The sequence below is a fragment of the Motiliproteus sp. SC1-56 genome (assembly GCF_017309075.1).
Lineage (GTDB): Bacteria > Pseudomonadota > Gammaproteobacteria > Pseudomonadales > Balneatricaceae > Motiliproteus.
On record NZ_JAEMGS010000014.1, the window covers coordinates 1 to 20192 of the forward strand.

Below are 20192 nucleotides of genomic sequence, written 5' to 3' on the forward strand. Positions count from 1 at the left end.
GAGAAACTTCTCTTTGCGTGTCTGGCGACTCTTGCTGGTGAACTCGCTGTCAGCGAAGGAGAGTTGGTGATCCATGGATAGCCCTCAGCACATCAGAGCGCGGATTGTCTCATGCCAAGGGACTTAATCGCATGCTCCCTAAATCTAACAGCGCCACAGAGCACTACTGACCTCTGCAGCTCGATATGAATTATCGCCTTGGTCACGCTTCTAGAGCTCGATCCGTTGCACACACCAACTCCCTGAAAAAGCCAATGCACTTTTTCATGTCATTCTTTCTGACCAAGTGGCTGGACTGCTTGTCGGTGACCGAGCGATGAACGGCTTCACCGCGCTTTTTGATCCAACTGTTCAGCGTCTCTCTTGATCGTTCCACATCAAAATTGAGCCATTGCCAGTGCTCGGTCACATCAGTGCCGAGGTAGGTCTCGAATAGCTGTTTGGTTTTCTGGGAGTTCGGGTTGTGGAAGAACTTCAGCTCTTTCTCGAGTTTTTCCTGAATGAATTTGGCCACATGACTTCCATCCAGCGATTTCAGTCGCGCTTTCATTTCCTCCTCAATACGATCCTCAACGTAGGTCTCCCACGCTGTCAGCGTCATGATCAGAGCCGCTCTCTTCAGCACCTCAGGATCACGCCCTGCGCCTTCTCGACCAGCATTGAGTTGGTCGTAGTATTGCAGTAGTTCCTCTGCGTCCTGGATCGAAACTAAAAAAGTTTCTTTGGCATTCGACATGTACGTTATTCCCAATCAGGTGACAGATCAGTCCATTTGGAGAAATGGTGCAGTGGATCACAGAGCCGGCTCATAGCTGGGCTAGCCGAGCCGATGAGCACCCCATGAACTTTAAGAGCATGCGTATTGCGTCGGCGCTTGATACGATCGATCAGTGTATCGGGGTAACCAAACTCGCCGTCAGACACCACCAGAATATCGGCATCTTGCCACTGGGTTTCCTTACACTTATCCAGCGCCTGTTGCAGAGGGCCGTTGACATCGGTGCCACCGCCAAAAGACATGCAGAGAAAGCTGATTAGTCGATCGATACCATTCTCGTTGGCAGAGAGTTCCAGCTCGCTGACTTCGCCCCGGCTTCCGAACAGGTAGACATAGCAACCACGGCGATCCTGACCAGCTTTTATCAAGGTCTCGAGCACCACCGCCTTAGCGATATCTTCCGGGCGACCGCGCATCGATCCTGATGTATCCAAGCAGATGATAATTGGCCCTCGCTCTTCGTTACGCTGGCGACCAGCTCGCTTCACCTCTTGCAGCTCCTCGGCCTCTTCTTCAAAGGTTTCCTGCATCACACCTTCAACGGCATAACTCACCAGCGCATGCTCGGCGCGTTTTGCGTGCCAAAGCCTCTTAAGCAGTGGATGGCCCAGCAGTGCAGCTTCTTGAGGCAGCATGCGGCTGATATTGTCGGTGCGGGTGATACCGCGCGTTTCCATCGGCGCCAGCGGTGTACGCACATCACGCTGTCGTTGATAGGTCCGACGAAGGGGCTCAAAGATAGTTTCAACGATGGGGGCGCCTTCGGCCTCTCGCATCCGACCCAATGACTGAATCACACCTTGGAGCTGTGGCAACTTTTTCAACAGCTTGCGCAGAGCCACCATGTTCATCCAGCCATGGCTTTGCAGTACACCGCGAGAAAAGTCGAAACCGAGGCCCAGTACAAGCTGCAGATCACCCAGCACCTGCTCGAGCTGCTGCCACACGGCAATGCGCTCTCGCCACTGCTGGTCCAAAAAATCGCCTAAACCAGCAGTCATCTCCCCCCAAGCTACCGCTTCAGCTTGCTCAGCTAATGAACGTAACTGTGCTGCGGTTAAACACTGCTGATTGCCCGTATTGCTTCGCTTTTTGCGTTTCGACTTGGCGCTTGCGTTGAGCGCACGCAGCCGCTCCAGCTCACTGGTGTGCAGCTGGTCAAGCAGCGCCTGAAATCTAGATTGAAAGGAGGTGTATCCCTGCTCGATAAAACGCAACAGATCGATTACCAACCCATCCGTCAACTCCTCATTGTCACGGCAGTAGCGTAACAACCCCATCTTCTCGATGGGCTCAAACAATTGCCTAGCATTGGTACCCGGTAGCCACTCACCTATAACCGAGGGAGCCTTGCCCTGAAGCAACTCCGACCGCCAGGCCGTGACCTCTTTGCACCGCTGCTCGAAGGTTCCGATTGAATTGACGATAACCGGTTCAGCTAGTGCCGGAGGCAGATCACGTAGACCTGCGAACGGACTCGCGAGCTCAGTAAAACCGCCGAGGGACGCTAGCGCTTTCGTTTCGTTCAACATGCTATCCATGCATCAATTCCCAAACCAAATAACGGCTAATCACTCTTCACCTGCAGCGGGCACATACTCACCTTGTAAGGCCTCACCACTTTTGGTTGCGGCTTTTGGCGGTACTTGCGGCTGCTCTTCGAGGGGTAAGGACTGGAAGCCTGAGATCAGCTTGTCGACTCGCTTCCGTAATGATTCGGTGTGATTCAAGGCACTCTGTAGCGTCTTTGTCATATCTGGTAGCAGTGAACCATCAATCCACAGATGTCCTTGAAGCGTCGATTCAACGGAGGTTTTACGCTGTTCAAGCAACTCCGCAAACCGCTGCAAGCGGTTTGAGAGATCGCTAACTTGGCGAACGCGATCTTCGATATGGCCCTGCGAGTACTTGACTGTGATGAGGTAGGGCTCGTTCGGCTCCATGATCATTTTGGGATTGGTCTGGTAGCTGTGTCTGGTAGTCTCTTGGCCATGCTGATCCACAAACAGAGGGTTACCTTTTGCATCCTTAGCCTGGATCTTACGAGAAGCAGCTTGCACGACCTTCCCGCTCTCGTTCAAAAATAGTGGTTTACCATTCTGTTCGCCCTGCACCTTATTCTGCTGATCTCTTTTCAGCACGCCTTCCCAAATATTGATGTATTCGACCAAATCATCGGCACCGTCTTGGCTATCCACCGCCACACTGCGCTTATAGACATCAACCAACCCTTCTAACTGCTCCGGCTTATCCCATAGGCAATGGGGTAGCAGCCAAGCATCATAAATACTCACTTCCTGCTGTTGGCTGGTATAGGCGGAAACTCTCAGTAGCTTGATAAGCTTGCGCCAACGACGGTCGGACACCTCAATCTTTTCCGCTGCCAGGTAGTTACGGAACGCTGTGCAGAGAGCGATCACATCGGTGCTGAGTGGAATCTGCTTGGCTTCCTGCTGGATCGTTTTCAGCTCGTCTAATTGGAGGCGAATAGACTCGTCAACCGACGTTTCACTGTCCTCCAAGTGCAACAGTTGCTCGAAGGAATCGTCACTAACCGGGTTTACATAGGAACGCAGCATAAAGCGGTCATAGAGCGCAGCCAGTTCTTCGCCTTCTGGCAGCTCATTACTGGCAGCTACCACCGAGATCAGGTCGATCTCGTTACGATTGATCCCGTTATCAAACTTACGCTCGTTCAGCACCGTCAGCAGACTGTTGAGGATGGCGCTGTTGGCCTTGAAGATCTCGTCGATAAAAGCCACCGATGCCGATGGCAGGTAACCGTCCGTCAAACGGTGGTAGCGGTCCTCTTCAAGGGCCTTGATCGATAGCGGGCCAAACAGCTCTTCGGGCACCGAGAAACGGGTAAGTAGGCGCTCAAAGTAGTTAGCACCGGAGAACACGTCCTTGAGCCGCTTGGCCAGCTCACTCTTGGCAGTGCCCGGCGGACCGAGCAGCAACACATGCTCCCCAGCCAACGCTGCCAGCAGCACCAGCTTGACCTGGTGCTCACGCTCCAGCAGACCACTCTGCATGACGTCGATCAGCTTATTCAGTCGAGCTTTTAGGTCGTAGGTAACGGTCATTTGTTGGTTCATTCCTTGAATTCCTTCATTCAAAAGGCCTTTTCGGCCGACACATCACGCAACAGTCGCGTCCGTTGCATTGGTTTAAGTTGATCGGGTCAAGTTACTTAGGCAGCACCTTCCAAGGGTAAGAGCTGGTATCCGGTACACCACCTGCTTTCCATTTTGCGTACTCTTTCCTCATACAGGCGCCGCAGGGTTTGTAGCCTGCGGCGATGGCTTCGCTTTCGTTGGCGAAAAATACCCGATGGCCGGCATAGCCTTTATCCAATGCGCGGTTGGCTGCCGAACACTCCAGTTCGCCGTAGCGTTTCTCTTTGCTGTTGCCGCCCAATGTGCCTTTAAGGGGGCTTTGGTAGAATTCGCCATCAGGGCCGAGGAGGCGGTAAGTTTTGGCGGCACCATTAAGCACAGACAGGAGCTGCTTGATGTACGGCTTCAGCAGTGGGACGAGAAACTCAGTGAGTGATACTTCATCAGTAAACGACACCTTGCGACAGGCGTGTTCGACGCCAATCACGCTGATGTCGTTGTCCTTAAGTGCCGGGGAGTTTTTCCAGGAACCGGAAGGGTTCCTAGTCGTGTTGACTGGAGTGAGGGGCATGGAGCCAGGCAGCGCTGTCTCGCACCAGCGCTGATAGGGTTCTGTTGCCTCCTCATAAAACCAGGCCGTGATCCGCAGGGTTAAGGGTTCGACATTACGGGGCAGCGTCACCGCGATTAGGCGTAGCGCGGGATGCGGCTCGCGGATCTCGATCCAGGCGATCTGGCTTTTCTTGTTGATGGTAGCGCTGAAGCGGAGCCGATCATCGGCGTCCGTCAGCAGCGGTTTGATGACTCGCTGCACTTCAGCCTTGGCGTGCTTCCAATCGCGCTCAAATTGGTCGGAATTAACGTAATCGAAGGTACTCATTCGGCTTGCTCCTATGCTCCCAGCTCGTCTAAGCAGGCAATAGCTTCGAGGTGTGGTAGTGAACTTGCGGAGATGCCTTGCAGCTCGCCACACAAGCTAATCATCTGGTTGCTGATGCGACCGATCTGACCTTCGCGCTTTTTCCACAGCCTCTGCATGGCGCGCTTTTCCCTCTCCAAATCGTCCTGCATCTCTCCATAACCCTCGACCACAGAGCGCACTCGCTGGGCGAACTGATTGCTACAGATGTAGTCGAACAGCGCTTCCATCTGCTCCCCCTTACCGGCAGTCACAGTGCGCTGGCGCTGGGTTTCGATCAGCACTGTACGCAACGCTTCGGAAAGTCCTTTAGTGAACTCGGGTTTCACGAGCCAAACTCCTTCGTGAATCAGCATCGGTTCGTTGATACCGGCAGGGAACACAGTACTCACCAGTACCGCAATATCCGCGCCTGCCGCCTGCTGGTCCTCCTTGAGCTTGCTGATCCAGCTGCCCGACCAGTTCTCAGCCCGCTTGGTTTCCCAGATGATGGTGCCGCATCCGGTACCAGAACGTAGATGGACGCTTTGAACCACGTCCGCTCCCCGCACCCCTTTCTTCACTTCGTTGATTTCATCAAACGGGTAGGTCTGGCGTAGCATCTCTTCGAGTTCCAGCTCCAGCACTTCGCCACGAAGTTGCTGGGAGCCCTGTTCAAGCTTGCGAGTCAGCTCTTCGTTGGATTTCTGAGCGTCGGCAATCTTCTTTTTCAGTTCGGCCTCGCGCAGCGCAAAACCCTCACGTACTTTGCTTTCGATTTGCCCACGCTCAGCAGCGACTTTGCGCTCTATCTCCAACCCCAACTCGGCCTGTTTCTCCTCCAGTGCCTTTTTCTCTTTACGCAGTGCAAGCTCGTTGTCACGGAATTCGGCCAGCTTCTTATCCTTCTCAGCCAGCTCATCCTGCAGTGCCTTCGCTTCCTCTAGCGCCTCAGCGCGAGCAGACTCTGCCGCTTTTATTTTTGCTGCTTCGAGTTGTTTCTTGGACTTGATCTCTTGAGCCTGACTGTCTTCGAGCTTCTCCTTCAGCTCAGAAATTTTGGATTCAAACTCTCGCGCCTGTTTGCGCGCCAACTCTTTCGCGATGCGTTTCTCCAGAGCCTCACGCTCCGTGGCCAGCATCGCCTCGTATTCGTCTTCGTAACGATCGATCAACTGATGGGTGATGGCATCGCGTAGCGCGAACTGCTGCTCGCAGTGGGGGCAGGTAATCTGTTCTTGGGGGTCGAGGATGATTTTGTTGGCCATGGGTCCGTATTCCTTCAACGATGGTGGTTACAATCCTTGTGTTACAGCAACCATGCCACAATGAGGCCGTCTCTTAACCTATTGTATTTACGTAAATAAATAAAGCTTTCTGCCGGTCCGCATCCGCAGACAGGTAAATTAAATTACCTATTTGAAAATAATCATACGAATGCTTAGCTGACAGAAACGACCTCCGCAGCCACCTTATCCGACCAAATCGCTACGATCCCGTCGTAGGGGCTTAACTGGTGCCGATCAACCCAATCAGGTTGCCAATCCGGATAAAACTCCGGGTGTGCGTCATAGACTTTATCTATCGTTTCTTCAGCCAGTGCTAACCACTGCTTCAAATAGCCGCTGCCTGCTGAGCAGGGATCAGCGAGCCTGCCCACAGAAAGACACGACTCTATGATCTGGACTTGAAAAGCTTCGCCCAGTTTCTCAAGAACAATGCCCTCATCAAGCAGCCAAACTTGGTAATGCCTTTCCCAGGTAGCAAGGTCTGTGTATAGACAGACTTGGACCGGTATGTCCGCATAACGAGCCTTAGCAATTAGTGCAAATAATTCCTTCTTAGCCGCAAGGTATGCACCGCCACGCCACTGCAAACGGTTCCTGACCAAATCCAGGCGCCAGCCGACAATTTCCGATTTTGTCATCGCTAATCCTTGCTCTTTAGCCGCCCACAACCGTCAAAGGCTCGTAAATCCGCCCCTGCGGGTTCGCGAAAATCTTCCATTGTTCGCTCCTGCCATCCTCAGAAAGACGATTAATGTTCACTTTTAAGCTTGCTTGATAGGCCACTTCATTTAGACCATGTCCGAATGAGTAACCCACCATATCGGTCAGCAGGAAGCGGTCATGCATTGCATTCGGAGTACGAATCCAGACATCGACCTGAAATCCAGCCGGAAGACAGGGCTGTACGTGCTCTACCAACCCCCGTTCTATCTCCGCTCTATTCTTCGGAGCAGCTCGGTCTCTTGCCTGCTCTACGGTATGAACAACCAGCTTTTTCAGTCCCACACGCCCTTTACCAATCTCTTCAATAAACTTGAGAAGGGGGATGCGATAGCGGTCATCGGTAGGATCGAAGTAGGGATCAACCAAGTGCAATGTTCGTGCAAGACGAAGGCTGGTAGAAACAGCAGCAGCCATAGTTTCGGCCCGGCGCTCTACGCTTTCCGTCTGTCCAAGATCCCAATCTTCTGGGGCCTCACCGAGCATATTCAGATAGCTGAAAACCTTCGGGTCATCTTCGGCCTGCTGATCCAATATGGCATGCAGATCTGCAACTGCAGGTGACGCTAGCACCTTAGCCAGCCACACATCCCCAGCGTTCATCGGGACGGAAGACTTGGGGCTCACTCCCTGCTTTTTGATTCTTTCTAAGAGTAATATGCATTTGCTTCTTGCTACGGGCTTCAAGCCCAGTCGTTGAACCCCTTGTCGCACTGAATCGGTCCACTTCTGCGGCACATCGACCAGAACCCTTCCCTTATCGGCCCCAAACTCAGCAAAAAAGCGCTGAAGAATATTGATGTCACTGACGACCACATCTGGATTAAGCGCATATTCTCTGATCACGAGAAGATCTCCTCTTCCCGCTCAACAAAGAACCCGTTTGGCCAGTCGTACTCAAAGTCCCCATCAGTTGATATCGGGCAGCGATGGACTTTAACCTCACCTTCCTCGTTACTGAGGTAGAGCACGGACACATCTTCTACACGAACAGGCTTGAAGTCCCCTTCAGCCTCTCCTGAATAGGTGTTTCTGATTCGTCGCAAAAGGCGCAGTACCAAGTGCTCGCTGTGCGTCTCGATCAGAAAGGTCGGCCGGCGACTTGGACTGACATCAAGCTGTGTGAATAGATCGCCCACTTCAACCTGAAACTTCGGGTGAATGTGAAGCTCCGGCTGCTCCACCGCAACAATACCGTTAGTCACGTGGTGGGCTGCTGTGACGACGGGAACAATCTGCGAAATACCGGAGCCAACTTGATTCGGCGCGAGAGTGATGTGGTTCTTCAGGTCATAAAGCACGATGCCTTGTTGATACCGCACATCATCAAATTCCTTGTCGCTCTCAGCGCGACGAATCATCTCGGTGAGCTGCGTTCTCATTCTGTCCAGATCATTGGACTTGCCCGATTTCGTTTCCAGGTAGGTCTTGCCGACGACTGAAGCCAAACCGTAACCGCTATCGAAACAATCCTTAGCTGATAGCCAGTGGTTTACAGGATCGTTCAGTTTGCTATCGCATTGATGAAGCAGATCCCATGCAGCGGTACCGTCGATCCAGCCCGCTTGTTCCGGGTGAGGGTTCGGAACAAAGTTGGCACTCGGGATCGTCCTCAAGGGCCCGATACAGACGCTTTTCTCGAGTAGTGTGAGCAACTTGTCCAGCGGCGAAACGAAGGTCTGAGTCAGAACGCGATGAACGATCAAGTAGTTGAGATAGTCGTCCTCTGTAATGGATTGCCCCGGCTCATCGATATTCGTAAACAGTAACTGACCAAGATAAGGAACAGCGCCGGCGAAGGTTCCGACACCGATTGGTTTACAGGCATATTCAGCGTTCACAGCAACTGGCGCCTTGTGCAATCCGGCACTCATTCCGCTCAACTCGCTGTGAAACTCGGTGTAGTAGCCATCCTCATCGTCTTCGTAGTCGTCTTCTTCCCGCTGCTCTTGGGAAAGTTGGCTTGGATGAATGGGTAACCCTCCTTCAAAACTTCGTTCAACCCAATCATCATGATCCGTGGGCTTGAGCAGCGGATGCCCAAAATTGATCGCTGTAATGGCGGTCTGCTTAAGGCCATCATCAGATTCCACCTGTCCCGCAAATTCGCCATTCAGCCAAACGGAATAGCGTTTTACGTAGGCCTTGTTCAGCACGGATGACCAACCGACTTCCAGCTCAACCCCAATCTTCCTTGTATCATCCGCCACATCCGGCATCAGCAGCTTCAGTGATCCCACATCCCAATCGGCGAAGGTCTCGTATTCAATGCCGATAGACCTACCCACTTCAAACTCAACCTTGAGGACGATGCTCTTTTTAAGATCCTTACCGTTGACCAGCGAACCAAAACCACCGATATCACGATCCCCTAGTGCATCAATACGCACCGGGTCGCAGTGCCCTTTTCCCAGAATCTGCTGGATATAAAACAGCGCCATCAAAACCGTACTTTTGCCTACGCTGTTAGGCCCAAACAGCAGCGTTACCGGCGCAAACGGGATCGTTTCGGTGGACCGAAATGATCGGAAGTTCGTGAGTGACAAGGATGTAATTCGCATAGAAGTATCCGTGGTGACTTAACAGTAACTGGGTTGAACAAAGGAAGTTACCGACAGCTCGGGACAGTGACGCCCCAGCCGGTCGGCGGCGCATAGCCATTCACCCTCGCTGAAGCGGGGAGTTTTGAGACGCGGGGGGATCGCTGGCGGGTTGGCTGGGGTGGCTGTGCTGTCTGGCATGGCAACGTCCGTGTTGATGGGTGGTTCCTTTAGGATTGGGTGGCGGCTGGCTGGTGCTTCATAGCTGTTCGCTAACAAATTTGACGGGATCGGCGCTGCGGCTCCGATAAAGAACCGGCAGCCGCAGGCTGGGGCCGAGCCCCGAGCGCAGGGATGCGCGAGTCAACGCTCGTTGGCGGTTCAAAGTTCACCTCGGAAGGCTTGTTGGCTTAAAGCACCAAACAACCCTTCAGTCTCAACTGCTGCACAGTGCAATCGTTCTTTTGATTTAAGGTAATTTGATGCAGCCTGAACAAATTTTTCTTGTGAATTCAGAGGCGGCAGAGGTATTTCCATCTCCTTTATTTGAGATGTTGTTAGGTTCTTAAAAATCGCGCCTGCTTCTCGAGACGCATGAGTTGTTTTCAGCAACATCATCGCATGAAGGAGAAACTCCGGCAGAATCTTCCGGCTGTTAAGTTCATTGAAGGCAATGAATCCGTCGTGGATGCATGCATCCACTTGCAATATTGCCGTCAATCCAACGTTTCCACTTACGGCCATTACCACTGTGCCTGACTTAATCGGCCTACTTTTCTTTGCCCCTTCTTCCGTCAACGAATCAATCTTTGGTGTTACATAAAACCCATCACGCGTCAGGTCACCGACCATTAGTCGAGGTACAGGCCCTCCATAATACCTAGGATCGGCCTTAGGCCTTGGAGAGCTTCCTCTGACAATTTTGCACAACTGATCAACCCTCGATGTAGCTATCCCCTTCGGATTGGTGACTGGGTCGCCGAACATCTCCAGAAACACGCTGCGGAGGAACTGGTCGGCGAGGTCGATGGCATGCTGGCGTTTGCGGCGCAGGGCTTCGGCTTGGTCTAGGATGGCGGCGATACGCTGTTGCTCGGCCAGGGGTGGGAGGGGGATTTCTAGCTGCCGCACTATGTCTGAATTTAAGTTCTTTACTACCGCCCCGGCAGCTTTAGCGGATAGACGATTCTTGACCTCGGAAGAGCCCAAATAGTGGTAGAAATAGTCAGTGTGTATCTGATCACTTTTGGGACTCAGTACGAGCCAGCCATCGTGAATACAGCCCTCAGTTTTCAGAATATAAGGGCGTCCGAAACTCATCGAATTGGTTAGAAGAAAATCGCCGGGGTAAACCATGCGAGACTTCTTAACACCTTCAGGCCGTATCTTCTTACCGGTTTCCTCAATGTACTTAGATCCGCCTTTGGTATCGCCGATCATGATCCAATTTACGCCGGCGAGGTCATCGGTGATGTAATCATCAATAGGCCGAGGAGAGCCTCCGCGCGCAATCGTGAACACATCACCCAGCTTAACAATGGGCCAACTCACAGCATCCCCTCCAGCGCATCCAGATCCCGCTGAATCTCCGCCTCCAGCGCCTTCAGCCGCGCCAGTATCTCCCTGGGCGGGTCATACTGCTCCGCTTGGTAGTTCTGCTCCTTGTACCGGTTGAGCGACAGGTCGTACTTATTGGATGCGATCTCATCCCGCGCAACCCAGAACGCCTTGGCGGTAAGGTCGTTGGCTTCGGTGTCAGCCACCGCTCTGTCCCTTGCCTTGAACTGATTGACCAGATCCGGCAGGTCGTTCGCCTCGATCTTCTGGCGTTTGTCGTCCAGCGAGAAGCCATCGGCCTGCACATCGTAGAACCAGACGTTATCGGTCTCGCCGCCCTTGGTGAAGATCAGGATGGCGGTGGAGACGCCGGCGTAGGGTTTGAACACGCCGCTGGGCAGGCTGATCACCGCTTCGAGCTGGTTGTCGTCCACCAGGTGCTGGCGCAGTTGCTGATGCGCCTTGCTGGAGCCGAACAGCACGCCGTCGGGGACGATGGTGGCGCTGCGTCCACCGAGTTTGAGCATGCGCATGATCAAGGCGACAAACAGCAGCTCGGTCTTCTTGGTTTTCACCACCCGCAGCAGGTTGGGGTCGACGTCCTCTTCGTCGAGGCTACCCTTGAATGGCGGGTTGGCGAGGATCAGGTCAAAGCCTTCGTTAGCGGCACCGGGGTGGCGCTCGCTGAAGCGCTGGCTGAGGGTGTCCTGATAGTGGATATCGGGTTCGGCAACCCCGTGCATCACCAGGTTCATGGCGGCGATGCGCAGCATGGTGGCGTCGAAGTCGAAGCCGTGGAACATGTCGCGGTCGACGTGGGCGCGATGCTCGTGCAGCAGGTCGCCGAGGTAGATGGTCTGCTCCACCGCCTCGCCCTTTTCGTTGGTGACGGTCTCGCGGATCACGCCCTCGGGCGAGCTGTACTTCTCCAGCAGGTATTCGTAGCTGCTGGCGAGGAATCCGGCGGTGCCGCAGGCCGGGTCGGCGATGCGGTGGGTGGCCTCGGGGTCGAGCATCTCCACCATGGCGCGGATAATATGGCGCGGGGTACGGAACTGACCATTGATGCCAGCGGTGGTGAGCTTGGAGAGCAGGTATTCGTAGAGGTCGCCCTTGGTGTCGCTGCTGTCGAGTGGCAGCTCATTGATCATGTTGACCGCTTTCACCAGCAGGCTCGGCTTCTGGATCATCAGCTGGGCGTCTTTCATGAATTCGGCGAACAGAGTGCCCTCACCGGCCAGATCCTTGAAGTGGGGGAATACCTCGTCCTTGACCACCTTGTACATCTGCTCGGCGGGCAGGTGGCGGAAATGCTCCCAGCGCACCTCCTGCTCCAGATCGGTAAAGCGTCGCTTGAATGGCTTGCCGGTACGTTCGGCGCGCTTCTCGTCGCGGCGCTCATTCATATCCAGCAGGCGGGCGTACATCAGGAAGGTGATCTGCTCGATCACGGTCAGCGGGTTGGCGATGCCGCCGGTCCAGAACTCTTCCCAGAGCTTGTCGATCTTGTTTTTCAGTTCGCCAGTAATCATGTGGTTTCTCTTGGTGTCTCGTTACTTCAATAAATGGGGTTAGGTGTTCAGCATTCAGGTAGTCAACGTGCGTCGGGCGGCATCACGGCGCGCACCCAGCTCGATGCCGAACTGTTCCACCAACGCCACCAGGGCATCGGCCTGACGGGGTTCGGTAAAGACGCCGTCGAGGCCGTCACTGTGGACGCCGGTAAAGGGTTGATCGTAGAGCTGCGCCACGTTGATGGTGCCGAACTTACAGAGGTGGTTTTTCAGCAGGGCGATAAAGCGCTGCTGGCGGCTGTTGAGGTTGATGTGATGCTGCTGCACGAAGGCGGTAAAGGCCGCCTCGACCCCCTTTTCATCCAGGCCGATCAGGGTACGCAGCAGTTGATCGAGGCTGGCACCTGAATCGGGGAAGAACTCCTTGAGGGTATCCAGATCGAGGTTGGGGTTCTGGATGTGTACCAGCGCGTTGAGCTGGGCCAGCTCCTCGGCGCTGACCGGCTCGCCGTTGCGGATCTTGGCCAACACCGGATCGGTCGCGAACAGCGGCGCGAGAGTCTGCTCCACCGCCTGGCGGAAGATCTGGTATTCGACGGTGACGATACGGGTCGGACGGTCGGCGGTTCGATATTCGGCTTCATCTTCTTTGATGTCGAACACTGGCGTCAGCGGCGGTGGTGGAACGACGGGTTTATCACGGAGATGAATGATGCCACGTAGCTCGGTGCGCTTCTGTTCCAGCGCGTCGAAAGTCAGAGCCTGCCAGAAGGCATCCTGCTGAATGGCCTTGATCGCCTCGGCCTTGGCCCGCACCGAGTTGATATGCATGGAGAGCAGGCCAACCTTGGCCAGCACCGGCTGCTTGGCCACGTCCATCTCGGACGGGTTGGTGAGCTGGATAAACTGCAGCTCGGTCAGCTGCAGATCCCAACGCAGCGCTTCGGACTGGCCTTTGATATCGCGCCACTGCATCAGCGGCGCCAGTTCGGTGCGCAGCAGCTGGCGGGTGTCAGGGGCGAAGGTATTGAGGCGTTTCTCGTCGCTCAGCTGCGCCTTGAGCTGCCAGTTGTCGCGCACGGCAATGCAGCGGTCATCGAGGGCGTCGATATCGGTCTTGATCAGGGTGATGGTCTGCTGGAACAGTTCCATCTCCGCCTTCTTCAGCGCGGTTTCGGCCAGATTGAGGCGGGCTTCGAACAGCTTCTCACACAGGGATTTGCTCGGGCGGCCTTCATCCTCGGGCGGGTCCATCTCGAAGTAGTCGAAGTTGCCCCAGTGGTCGAAGATCAGGAAGTGGGTCTTGGGGTGGCCGGGGCCGTAGAGCCCTTCGCACAGGCGAGTACCGCGCCCAACCATCTGCCAGAACTTGACCTTGGATTTGACCGGCTTGGCGAACACCAGGTTGACCACCTCGGGCACGTCGATGCCGGTATCGAGCATATCCACCGACACGGCGATGGTGATCTGATCCTTGGAGCCGTCGGTCTTCTTGAAGTCGTCGATCAGCTCGTCGGCGCGCTCGTACTTGGAATGGATCACGCGGCAGAAGTTACCGCCGTGCTGGGGGTACATCTCGCCGAACAGCTCCGCCAATAGCTCGGCATGCTGGATGGAGCGGGCAAAGATGATGGTCTTGCCGGGCAACTGGCCATCGACATCGCGCACACCCTTTTCCATCAGGTTACGAAGGATGGCGCGGTTGGTGTCCTTGTTGTAGACCGCTTTGTCGATATCAGCGGCGTTGAAGTCCATCTCGTTAGGGTCGAAGCCCTGGTCCTCCAGCTCGGCGATCTGCTCGTCGCTGAGGGATTTTTCGTTGATCCCTTCGCGCAGGAACTGGGTGGTATGGGTGACCACGCGGAACGGCACCAGGTTGCCGTCTTCCACCGCCTGCTCCAGCGGGTAGCTGGCGGTGGGCAGTTTGTAATCGCAGCCGAACAGACGACAGGTGGAGCGGCTGACCATCTCCACAGGAGTGGCGGTAAGGCCGACCTGACGGGCGTCGAAGTACTTAAACAGGTCGCCGTAGACGTTGTAGACCGAGCGGTGCGATTCGTCGGCGATGATCAGATCGAAGTAGCCGACATCGAACTGCTCGTAAATGCGCATCATGCCCGGATAGGTGGCGATGTAGATGCGAGCGTTGTGCTGGTCCTGCTTCTTGCTGCGGCCAACCACGTAGAGCGGTTCCTTGATGAACTCGCTGTAGGCGTTCTTGGCCTGCTTGCGCAGCTCCTTGCGGTCGCAGAGAAACAGCACCCGCTTGGCCCAGCCGGCATCCAGCAGCCGCTTGCTCAGGGCAATGGAAACACGGGTCTTGCCGGTACCGGTGGCTTGCACCACCAGCGCCTTGCGGTAGCCGTCGCTGAAGCGCTCGCTGACACGGGTGATCGATTCCATCTGATAGAGACGGCCAGCGATGTGGGTGTCGATCTCGGTGGTGTTGAGGTCTTTGCGCTGCTGCCGCTGGTTGATCAGGTACTGCAGGCTGTCTTTTCCGTAGTAGCCGTAGAGCTTGCGCGGCACGGTGTCGAGCACGTCATCCCAGATCCAGATGTCGTAACCGTTGGTGTAGAAGATCACCGGGCGCTGTCCGTGCTTTTTCTCCAGCGCATCGGCGTAGAGCTTGGCCTGCTGACGGCCTTTCTCCGGGTTCTCGCGCGAACGCTTGGCTTCCACCACCGCCAGCGGTTTGCCGTTGTCGTCCCAGAGCACGTAATCGCAGTAGCCGACGCCTGTCTGGGTGGGCTGGCCATCCACCTCATGCTCGAGGGTGACCTGATCGGTATTGGCGCCATCGAGACCCACATCCCAGCCGGCGATGCGCAGTTCGCTGTCGATCAGGCGGCGGCGGGTCTCGGCCTCATTGAGGTCGAGGGTGTTGGTTGCTCGATCACTACCCGCCTTGAAGGCCATGATCGGATCGGAAGCCTCCGATTCTAGACTTAGCTTTGATGTTGACTCATTCAATACGAAAGCTTCGACCGAGCGGCTTTCGCACATTTCAAACAGCGGCTCATTAGAACTATCCAACGCACGCTGACTGGCAGCAAACGCCGCTCTTTCGACTTCTTTCTTGAGTTTCTCTGCTTCTCTCTGGGCGGCTAGTTCTGCCTGCTGGGCTGCTTCCAGCTCCTTAAGCGCGCTTTCAAGTTGAGAGGATTGGGAGGCCAGCTTTTCTTGCAGCGCTTTGTTCTTCTTTTTGAACTCGGCCTTGGCGCTGGATGCCTGAGGCAGCTGCGGCGGCTGAAACTCCGGACACTGCTCTCGGCTGCCACCTTGCGACATAAAAAACCAGCAACCGAGGTGGTAGGCGTCCTTGACCAGCTCCACCGAGGTACTGGCGTTGATATCACCTTCATGCGCTGCCTTGTTGCCGTGCATACGGATCAGGTGCAGCTTGTCGAGAATCACCTTGGGGGCCACCGCCATAAAGCTGGCGTTGGTGAGCCGGTCCATAAAGTTGGCATTCGGCTCGGCCGGTAGCTTGAGTTCGCGGTACACCTCACCCACCAGTTTTTCAACAAAGCAACGCAGCTTCACCAGCGCGCTTTGCGGGTCGAGGTAGGCGTAGGTCTCGGCGAATCCACCAAGATCCGCCAACGCTGGCCACTGCTGTCTGAGATGTTCAAAATTCATGGACTTCATGTCGTTCTGCCCGTAATGACTTCCTGTGCTTCAGGTATCGTGCCAGCTTTGCCAAGCCTGCGCATCAAGACGCTTCGATCCCGAGTTGCTTCATCCAGTTGTTGAGCGTCTGGTGGTTGTTCAGACCCAACAGTTTCGCTGCCTTGCCTTTCTGGCCGGCGGTAATTCTGAGCGCCTCTTCGACGCAGTAACGCTTTGTATTACTGACAATTTCTTCAACATCAATACCACCAGCCACATCAATATCCATCGTGCTGGATTGGTTTTTCGTGTGGCGCTGGATCATGGCGCGTTGCAGGTGCTCAACGTCTAGCACCTCGCCCTCGGACCAGATGGAAGCCCGCAGCAGAGTGTTCCACAGCTCGCGGATATTACCCGGCCAGGACTGGGATTTGATAAATTCTATTGCGCCTTTGGAAAGTTTCTTACTCTGATAGCCCGGTTGCGCCTTGGCATCGTCGTTGAGCTTATCCATCAGGGCATCCAGCAGCTCGGGAATATCAGCGGCACGCTCCCTCAGTGGCGGCAGCTGCACCACGCCGACCGCCAGGCGGTAGAACAAGTCTTCCCTAAAGGTCCCTTCGTCGATCATCGCTAGCAAGTCGCGATGGGTGGCCGCGATCACGCGTACATCGACCGCATGGGGTTTGCTGGCGCCCACCGGATTGATCTCTTTCTGCTGCAGGGCGCGCAACAGCTTTGCCTGAGCATCAAGAGGCAGCTCGCCCACCTCATCCAGAAACAGCGTGCCGCCGTCAGATTCATCGAAGAAGCCCTTACGGTTGCTGTTCGCTCCGGTGAAAGCCCCTTTCTTATGGCCGAACAACTGTGAGTCGACGAGACTCTCGGGGATGGCTCCGCAATTAACAGGAATAAACGCCTTATCCGCACGCGGTGATGCTTTATGGATCGTTTCAGCGATCACTTCCTTGCCAGTACCAGAATCACCCTGAATGATCACCGGCAAATTGCGCGGTGCCAGCTTCTTGGCCAGTTCGACTGCCTCACGCATCGCGGTGGAATGGCTTTGGATATGTTCGAAGTGGCTGTCCACCGCGGGAGACGCCGCAGCGAGAGAGCCCAACACATTGTCCTGCCGTTTGAGGCCCTCTAGTATGATATTGACCGGCAGCTCGACCTCAGAGAGGCCGCTTTGCAGTGACGATTGCACCAGTTTAGTGTTGTAGACCCCCTTTCCCAGCAGCAACCAGATGGCAGCCATGGCTGGCGTGCCAGAGGAAAGATTCAGCGTAACCAGCCCGTTACTGTCATCCAGAAGCTGTAACTCCTCCTCAGCGACAGCGTAGATGCTGGGATAATGAATCGGGCTTTCGAGTTTGGTTTTACGCAGCGTGATTCGCACATCACGATTGCGCTTACTGTAGAGTTTGCGGAGCCAGTACTGATACCGATCAGTTTCATCGAACCAGTCGTTGGCCAGAAGCCGGACTTCGTCGAAGGGTGCATCTGACTCTAAGAGAATGGAGCCTATAGGCCCGCTCTCTCCTTTGGTATCAGCGTCGATATCGTGACGACCCACCCAGGTAAGTAAGATCCGTTTTCTAAGCACCGACCAAGCTCCTTACTGATTTGTAAGAAAACTTACCTTATTCACTCAACAAAGTCTCTCGATACATGCACAAAAAACAGCCGCAAAATGAAATATCTTCATATCAACAACCAGCTTATTTATCGACAAGCTGACTCGATTATTCGCCGATTCCATGGTTCGCTAATTCGCTGAGCCAGCGACCAAAACAAACAAAACTATTACAAAAACCAAAACTTACTTGCATAAACAATCCTAACAGAAAAATAAAACAAATAAGAACAAACAAGAACTACCCCACACAGAACAAACAAAAACAACAGGAAAAGAAAGAAAAAATTGCATCATTAAGAAACGGATGAATTTAAAAAATAGAACTTGGAATAAAAACACAAAAAACCAATATCAAAAAAATCTCATAAAGCGCATCAAAAACAAAAAAAACATCGAAACAGACAATAGAAAAAGCGGAAACAACAAGGCTAAGATAATTATCACAACCACGGCATTACGACTCATTGACACCATCACAACAAAGCCATGACAGAAAAGAGCACAGCCCAGTTACCAGCCTCATATCGGAGCGATGCCCCCTCCGATCGCGGAGGCACAACAATCAGGCGAAGCCTTACCTTCAGAGGCGTAGAGGTTGAGGTCAAGTACACAACGAAGCCATTCAGCGAACGAAAACTCAACGCAAAGGAACTGGAAGTTTTGAGCCAAAACCTCGATGTGGTAGCAATAAGACTTGGCATACCTTCTACAAATAACAAGGCAGGCGCCACTAAAAAATCATAAGAAAACGAGTAACAAAAATGAAACTAGCAGCCTACATCAGAGTTTCGACAGAGCGACAAGCCATTACAAATGATTCGCTCCCAGCACAATTAAAACACATAAAAAGCTGGGCAAAAGAATCAGGAAACAGCATAGTTAAAATATATGAAGAGCCCGGGGCTTCCGGATACTCAGGGTCACGACCAATTTTTAACAAGATGATTGAGGACGCTATAGCAGAGGACGCAGAATTCGATGGTATCGTAGTTTACTCATTCTCTCGCTTTTCTCGGAACGAACTGACCCGCCACACGGCAGAAGCCAAACTCGAACATGCAAATGTAAAAATATTCTCCGCTACAGAAACCCTGCCAGAAGACGCAGATACTGCGAACCTTTTCAAAAACATCATCGGCTCCGTCAACGAACACCAAAGCCGCCAAAACTCACGCATAGTGGCCGACCGTTTGAACGATACAGCAAGAAAAGGCTTCCATACCGGAGGCCCTCCACCATACGGCTACAAATCCCAAGAGACCACAACCGAAGAAGGATCCGCGACCAAAAAGGTTTTGGTCATAGATAGCGAAGAGGCTGATATCGTTCGGCTCATATACAAACTGGCCCTAAAAGGCGAGTCTGGAATAGCATGGGGTGTAAAGGCTATCGCGACAAAGCTGAATCAGTCAGGGCGGCTAAGAAAAGGAACATTATGGACTGCGGACAGTGTCCACAAAATATTACGAGACACCACGTACTATGGTGAACACCTTTTTGGAAAAAAGCGCATCAGAAAGGATGGTCCCCCTCCCATCGTTGTCAAAGTGCCAGCCATCGTAACCAGAGAAGCGTACGAAGCAGTCAAATCTGGCTTGTCATCTCGCAGCCCCAAGAAAACCGAAACCAAAGGCCTAAGATCCCCCGCCATCCTCACCGGATTACTAAAGTGCGCCCGTTGCGGCTGCAACCTAGTGATTCAGAAAGGGAAGGGAGGCAGATACGAGTACTACAAGTGTAGAAACCGCATAAAATGCGATATCGCCATCTGCAACTGCCCAATCATTCCCAGGGGATTACTCGAAAAAGAGGTGCTATCCACTATTGCCTCAGAGATATTGACCGATGAGAGAATTTCGGCCGTATGGGATGAGCTTCGTGATGAACTAAAGAGGGTCAAAGACAGCGATCACGGCGAGATTATCAAACTTGGCCGCAAGATCGCAGCAATCGACTCCAAGCTGGCAAAATTGTACGACGATATCGCGTCCAATAAGCTTGAGCTGGAAGACACCCTGACACTACATCTAAATAACCTGCGAGCTCAACGCCAATCTCACAACAAAGCCCTGTCGGCGCTTAAAGCGAAGCACAGCCTCCCAGTCAAGCGGTTCGGCAAAAAGCAGATCGGACAGTTTATAAAAGCTGTAAAAGAAGCGCTTTTAGGCGATAACCCAGAGGCAACAAAAGCCTACCTTCAAGCAATCTTGACAGATATTCGCGTTGGACCAGGCTCTTTGTGCATAAGAGGGGGAAAGCTAAAACTTCTGACTGCCGTGTCGCAGTTCAAGAAATCTCTATGTGACTCTGGAGTTCCCAGACTCATCATAGAGTGGCGGTGAGGGAGGGATTCGAACCCTCGATGCCTTTCGACATACACACTTTCCAGGCGTGCTCCTTCGGCCACTCGGACACCTCACCGAATGTTGCGACGCGATGTCGCCAGCTCAAAACCGGGCCCGATTCCGCGTTTAGCGGCGGCCCCGTTTCGAGGAGCGCGTAATTTAAACCATAATCACATGA

The 20192-nt window shown here is 53.8% G+C and carries 13 protein-coding genes and 1 tRNA gene; 1 reads left to right on the forward strand and 13 read right to left on the reverse strand.

All coding sequences use genetic code 11. The annotated features are described in order from the left end of the window. Positions 1-202 precede the first annotated feature (202 nt). The 12 genes from JGZ97_RS14585 to JGZ97_RS18250 all read right to left on the reverse strand — a co-directional run bounded on the left by JGZ97_RS14585 (position 203) and on the right by JGZ97_RS18250 (position 17636). On the reverse strand, positions 203-736 hold the full coding sequence (locus tag JGZ97_RS14585; RefSeq protein WP_207063395.1) for a HEPN domain-containing protein: 534 nt from the start codon (positions 734-736) through the stop codon (positions 203-205). 5 nt (positions 737-741) lie between these two features. Continuing rightward, positions 742-2319 carry a VWA domain-containing protein gene (locus tag JGZ97_RS14590; protein WP_207063396.1) on the reverse strand — a complete coding sequence of 526 codons (1578 nt, stop codon included), beginning with the start codon at positions 2317-2319 and terminating at the stop codon, positions 742-744. A gap of 30 nt (positions 2320-2349) precedes the next feature. Next, complete coding sequence (locus JGZ97_RS14595; protein WP_207063398.1) at positions 2350-3876, reverse strand: AAA family ATPase; 1527 nt, start codon at positions 3874-3876, stop codon at positions 2350-2352. A 91-nt stretch (positions 3877-3967) separates the two neighbouring features. Further along, positions 3968-4777, reverse strand: coding sequence for a hypothetical protein (locus JGZ97_RS18245; RefSeq protein ID WP_242521803.1), 810 nt, complete (start codon positions 4775-4777; stop codon positions 3968-3970). 11 nt (positions 4778-4788) lie between these two features. Next, a complete protein-coding gene (locus JGZ97_RS14605; RefSeq protein WP_207063399.1) occupies positions 4789-6063 on the reverse strand; it encodes a DUF2130 domain-containing protein in 1275 nt (424 codons plus the stop codon). Between the two features lie 173 nt (positions 6064-6236). Continuing rightward, positions 6237-6722, reverse strand: a complete 486-nt coding sequence (locus JGZ97_RS14610) for a hypothetical protein (protein WP_207063400.1) — start codon at positions 6720-6722, stop codon at positions 6237-6239. 16 nt (positions 6723-6738) lie between these two features. Continuing rightward, the gene (locus JGZ97_RS14615; RefSeq protein ID WP_207063401.1) at positions 6739-7650 is read right to left on the reverse strand and encodes a hypothetical protein; all 912 of its coding nucleotides are present in this window, start codon (positions 7648-7650) and stop codon (positions 6739-6741) included. Next, positions 7647-9365, reverse strand: a complete 1719-nt coding sequence (locus JGZ97_RS14620) for an AAA family ATPase (RefSeq protein ID WP_207063402.1) — start codon at positions 9363-9365, stop codon at positions 7647-7649. The genes JGZ97_RS14615 and JGZ97_RS14620 overlap by 4 nt, the downstream gene beginning before the upstream one ends. A gap of 360 nt (positions 9366-9725) precedes the next feature. Beyond that, positions 9726-10895, reverse strand: a complete 1170-nt coding sequence (locus JGZ97_RS18545; RefSeq protein WP_207063403.1) for a restriction endonuclease subunit S — start codon at positions 10893-10895, stop codon at positions 9726-9728. Beyond that, on the reverse strand, positions 10892-12433 hold the full coding sequence (locus JGZ97_RS14630; protein ID WP_207063404.1) for a class I SAM-dependent DNA methyltransferase: 1542 nt from the start codon (positions 12431-12433) through the stop codon (positions 10892-10894). Before JGZ97_RS14630 ends, JGZ97_RS18545 begins: the two co-directional genes overlap by 4 nt. 54 nt (positions 12434-12487) lie before the next feature. After that, positions 12488-16057, reverse strand: coding sequence for a DEAD/DEAH box helicase family protein (locus JGZ97_RS14635; RefSeq protein ID WP_242521804.1), 3570 nt, complete (start codon positions 16055-16057; stop codon positions 12488-12490). Positions 16058-16130: 73 nt separating this feature from the next. Next, positions 16131-17636, reverse strand: coding sequence for a sigma-54 dependent transcriptional regulator (locus JGZ97_RS18250; RefSeq protein ID WP_207063408.1), 1506 nt, complete (start codon positions 17634-17636; stop codon positions 16131-16133). Between the two features lie 794 nt (positions 17637-18430). Between JGZ97_RS18250 and JGZ97_RS14645 the strand changes: the two genes are divergently transcribed. Next, positions 18431-20011, forward strand: coding sequence for a recombinase family protein (locus JGZ97_RS14645; protein WP_207063410.1), 1581 nt, complete (start codon positions 18431-18433; stop codon positions 20009-20011). Here JGZ97_RS14645 and JGZ97_RS14650 read toward each other — a convergent pair. Beyond that, positions 20003-20090 (reverse strand) — tRNA-Ser (locus JGZ97_RS14650). The two genes, JGZ97_RS14645 and JGZ97_RS14650, sit on opposite strands and share 9 nt — an antisense overlap. Positions 20091-20192 lie beyond the last annotated feature (102 nt).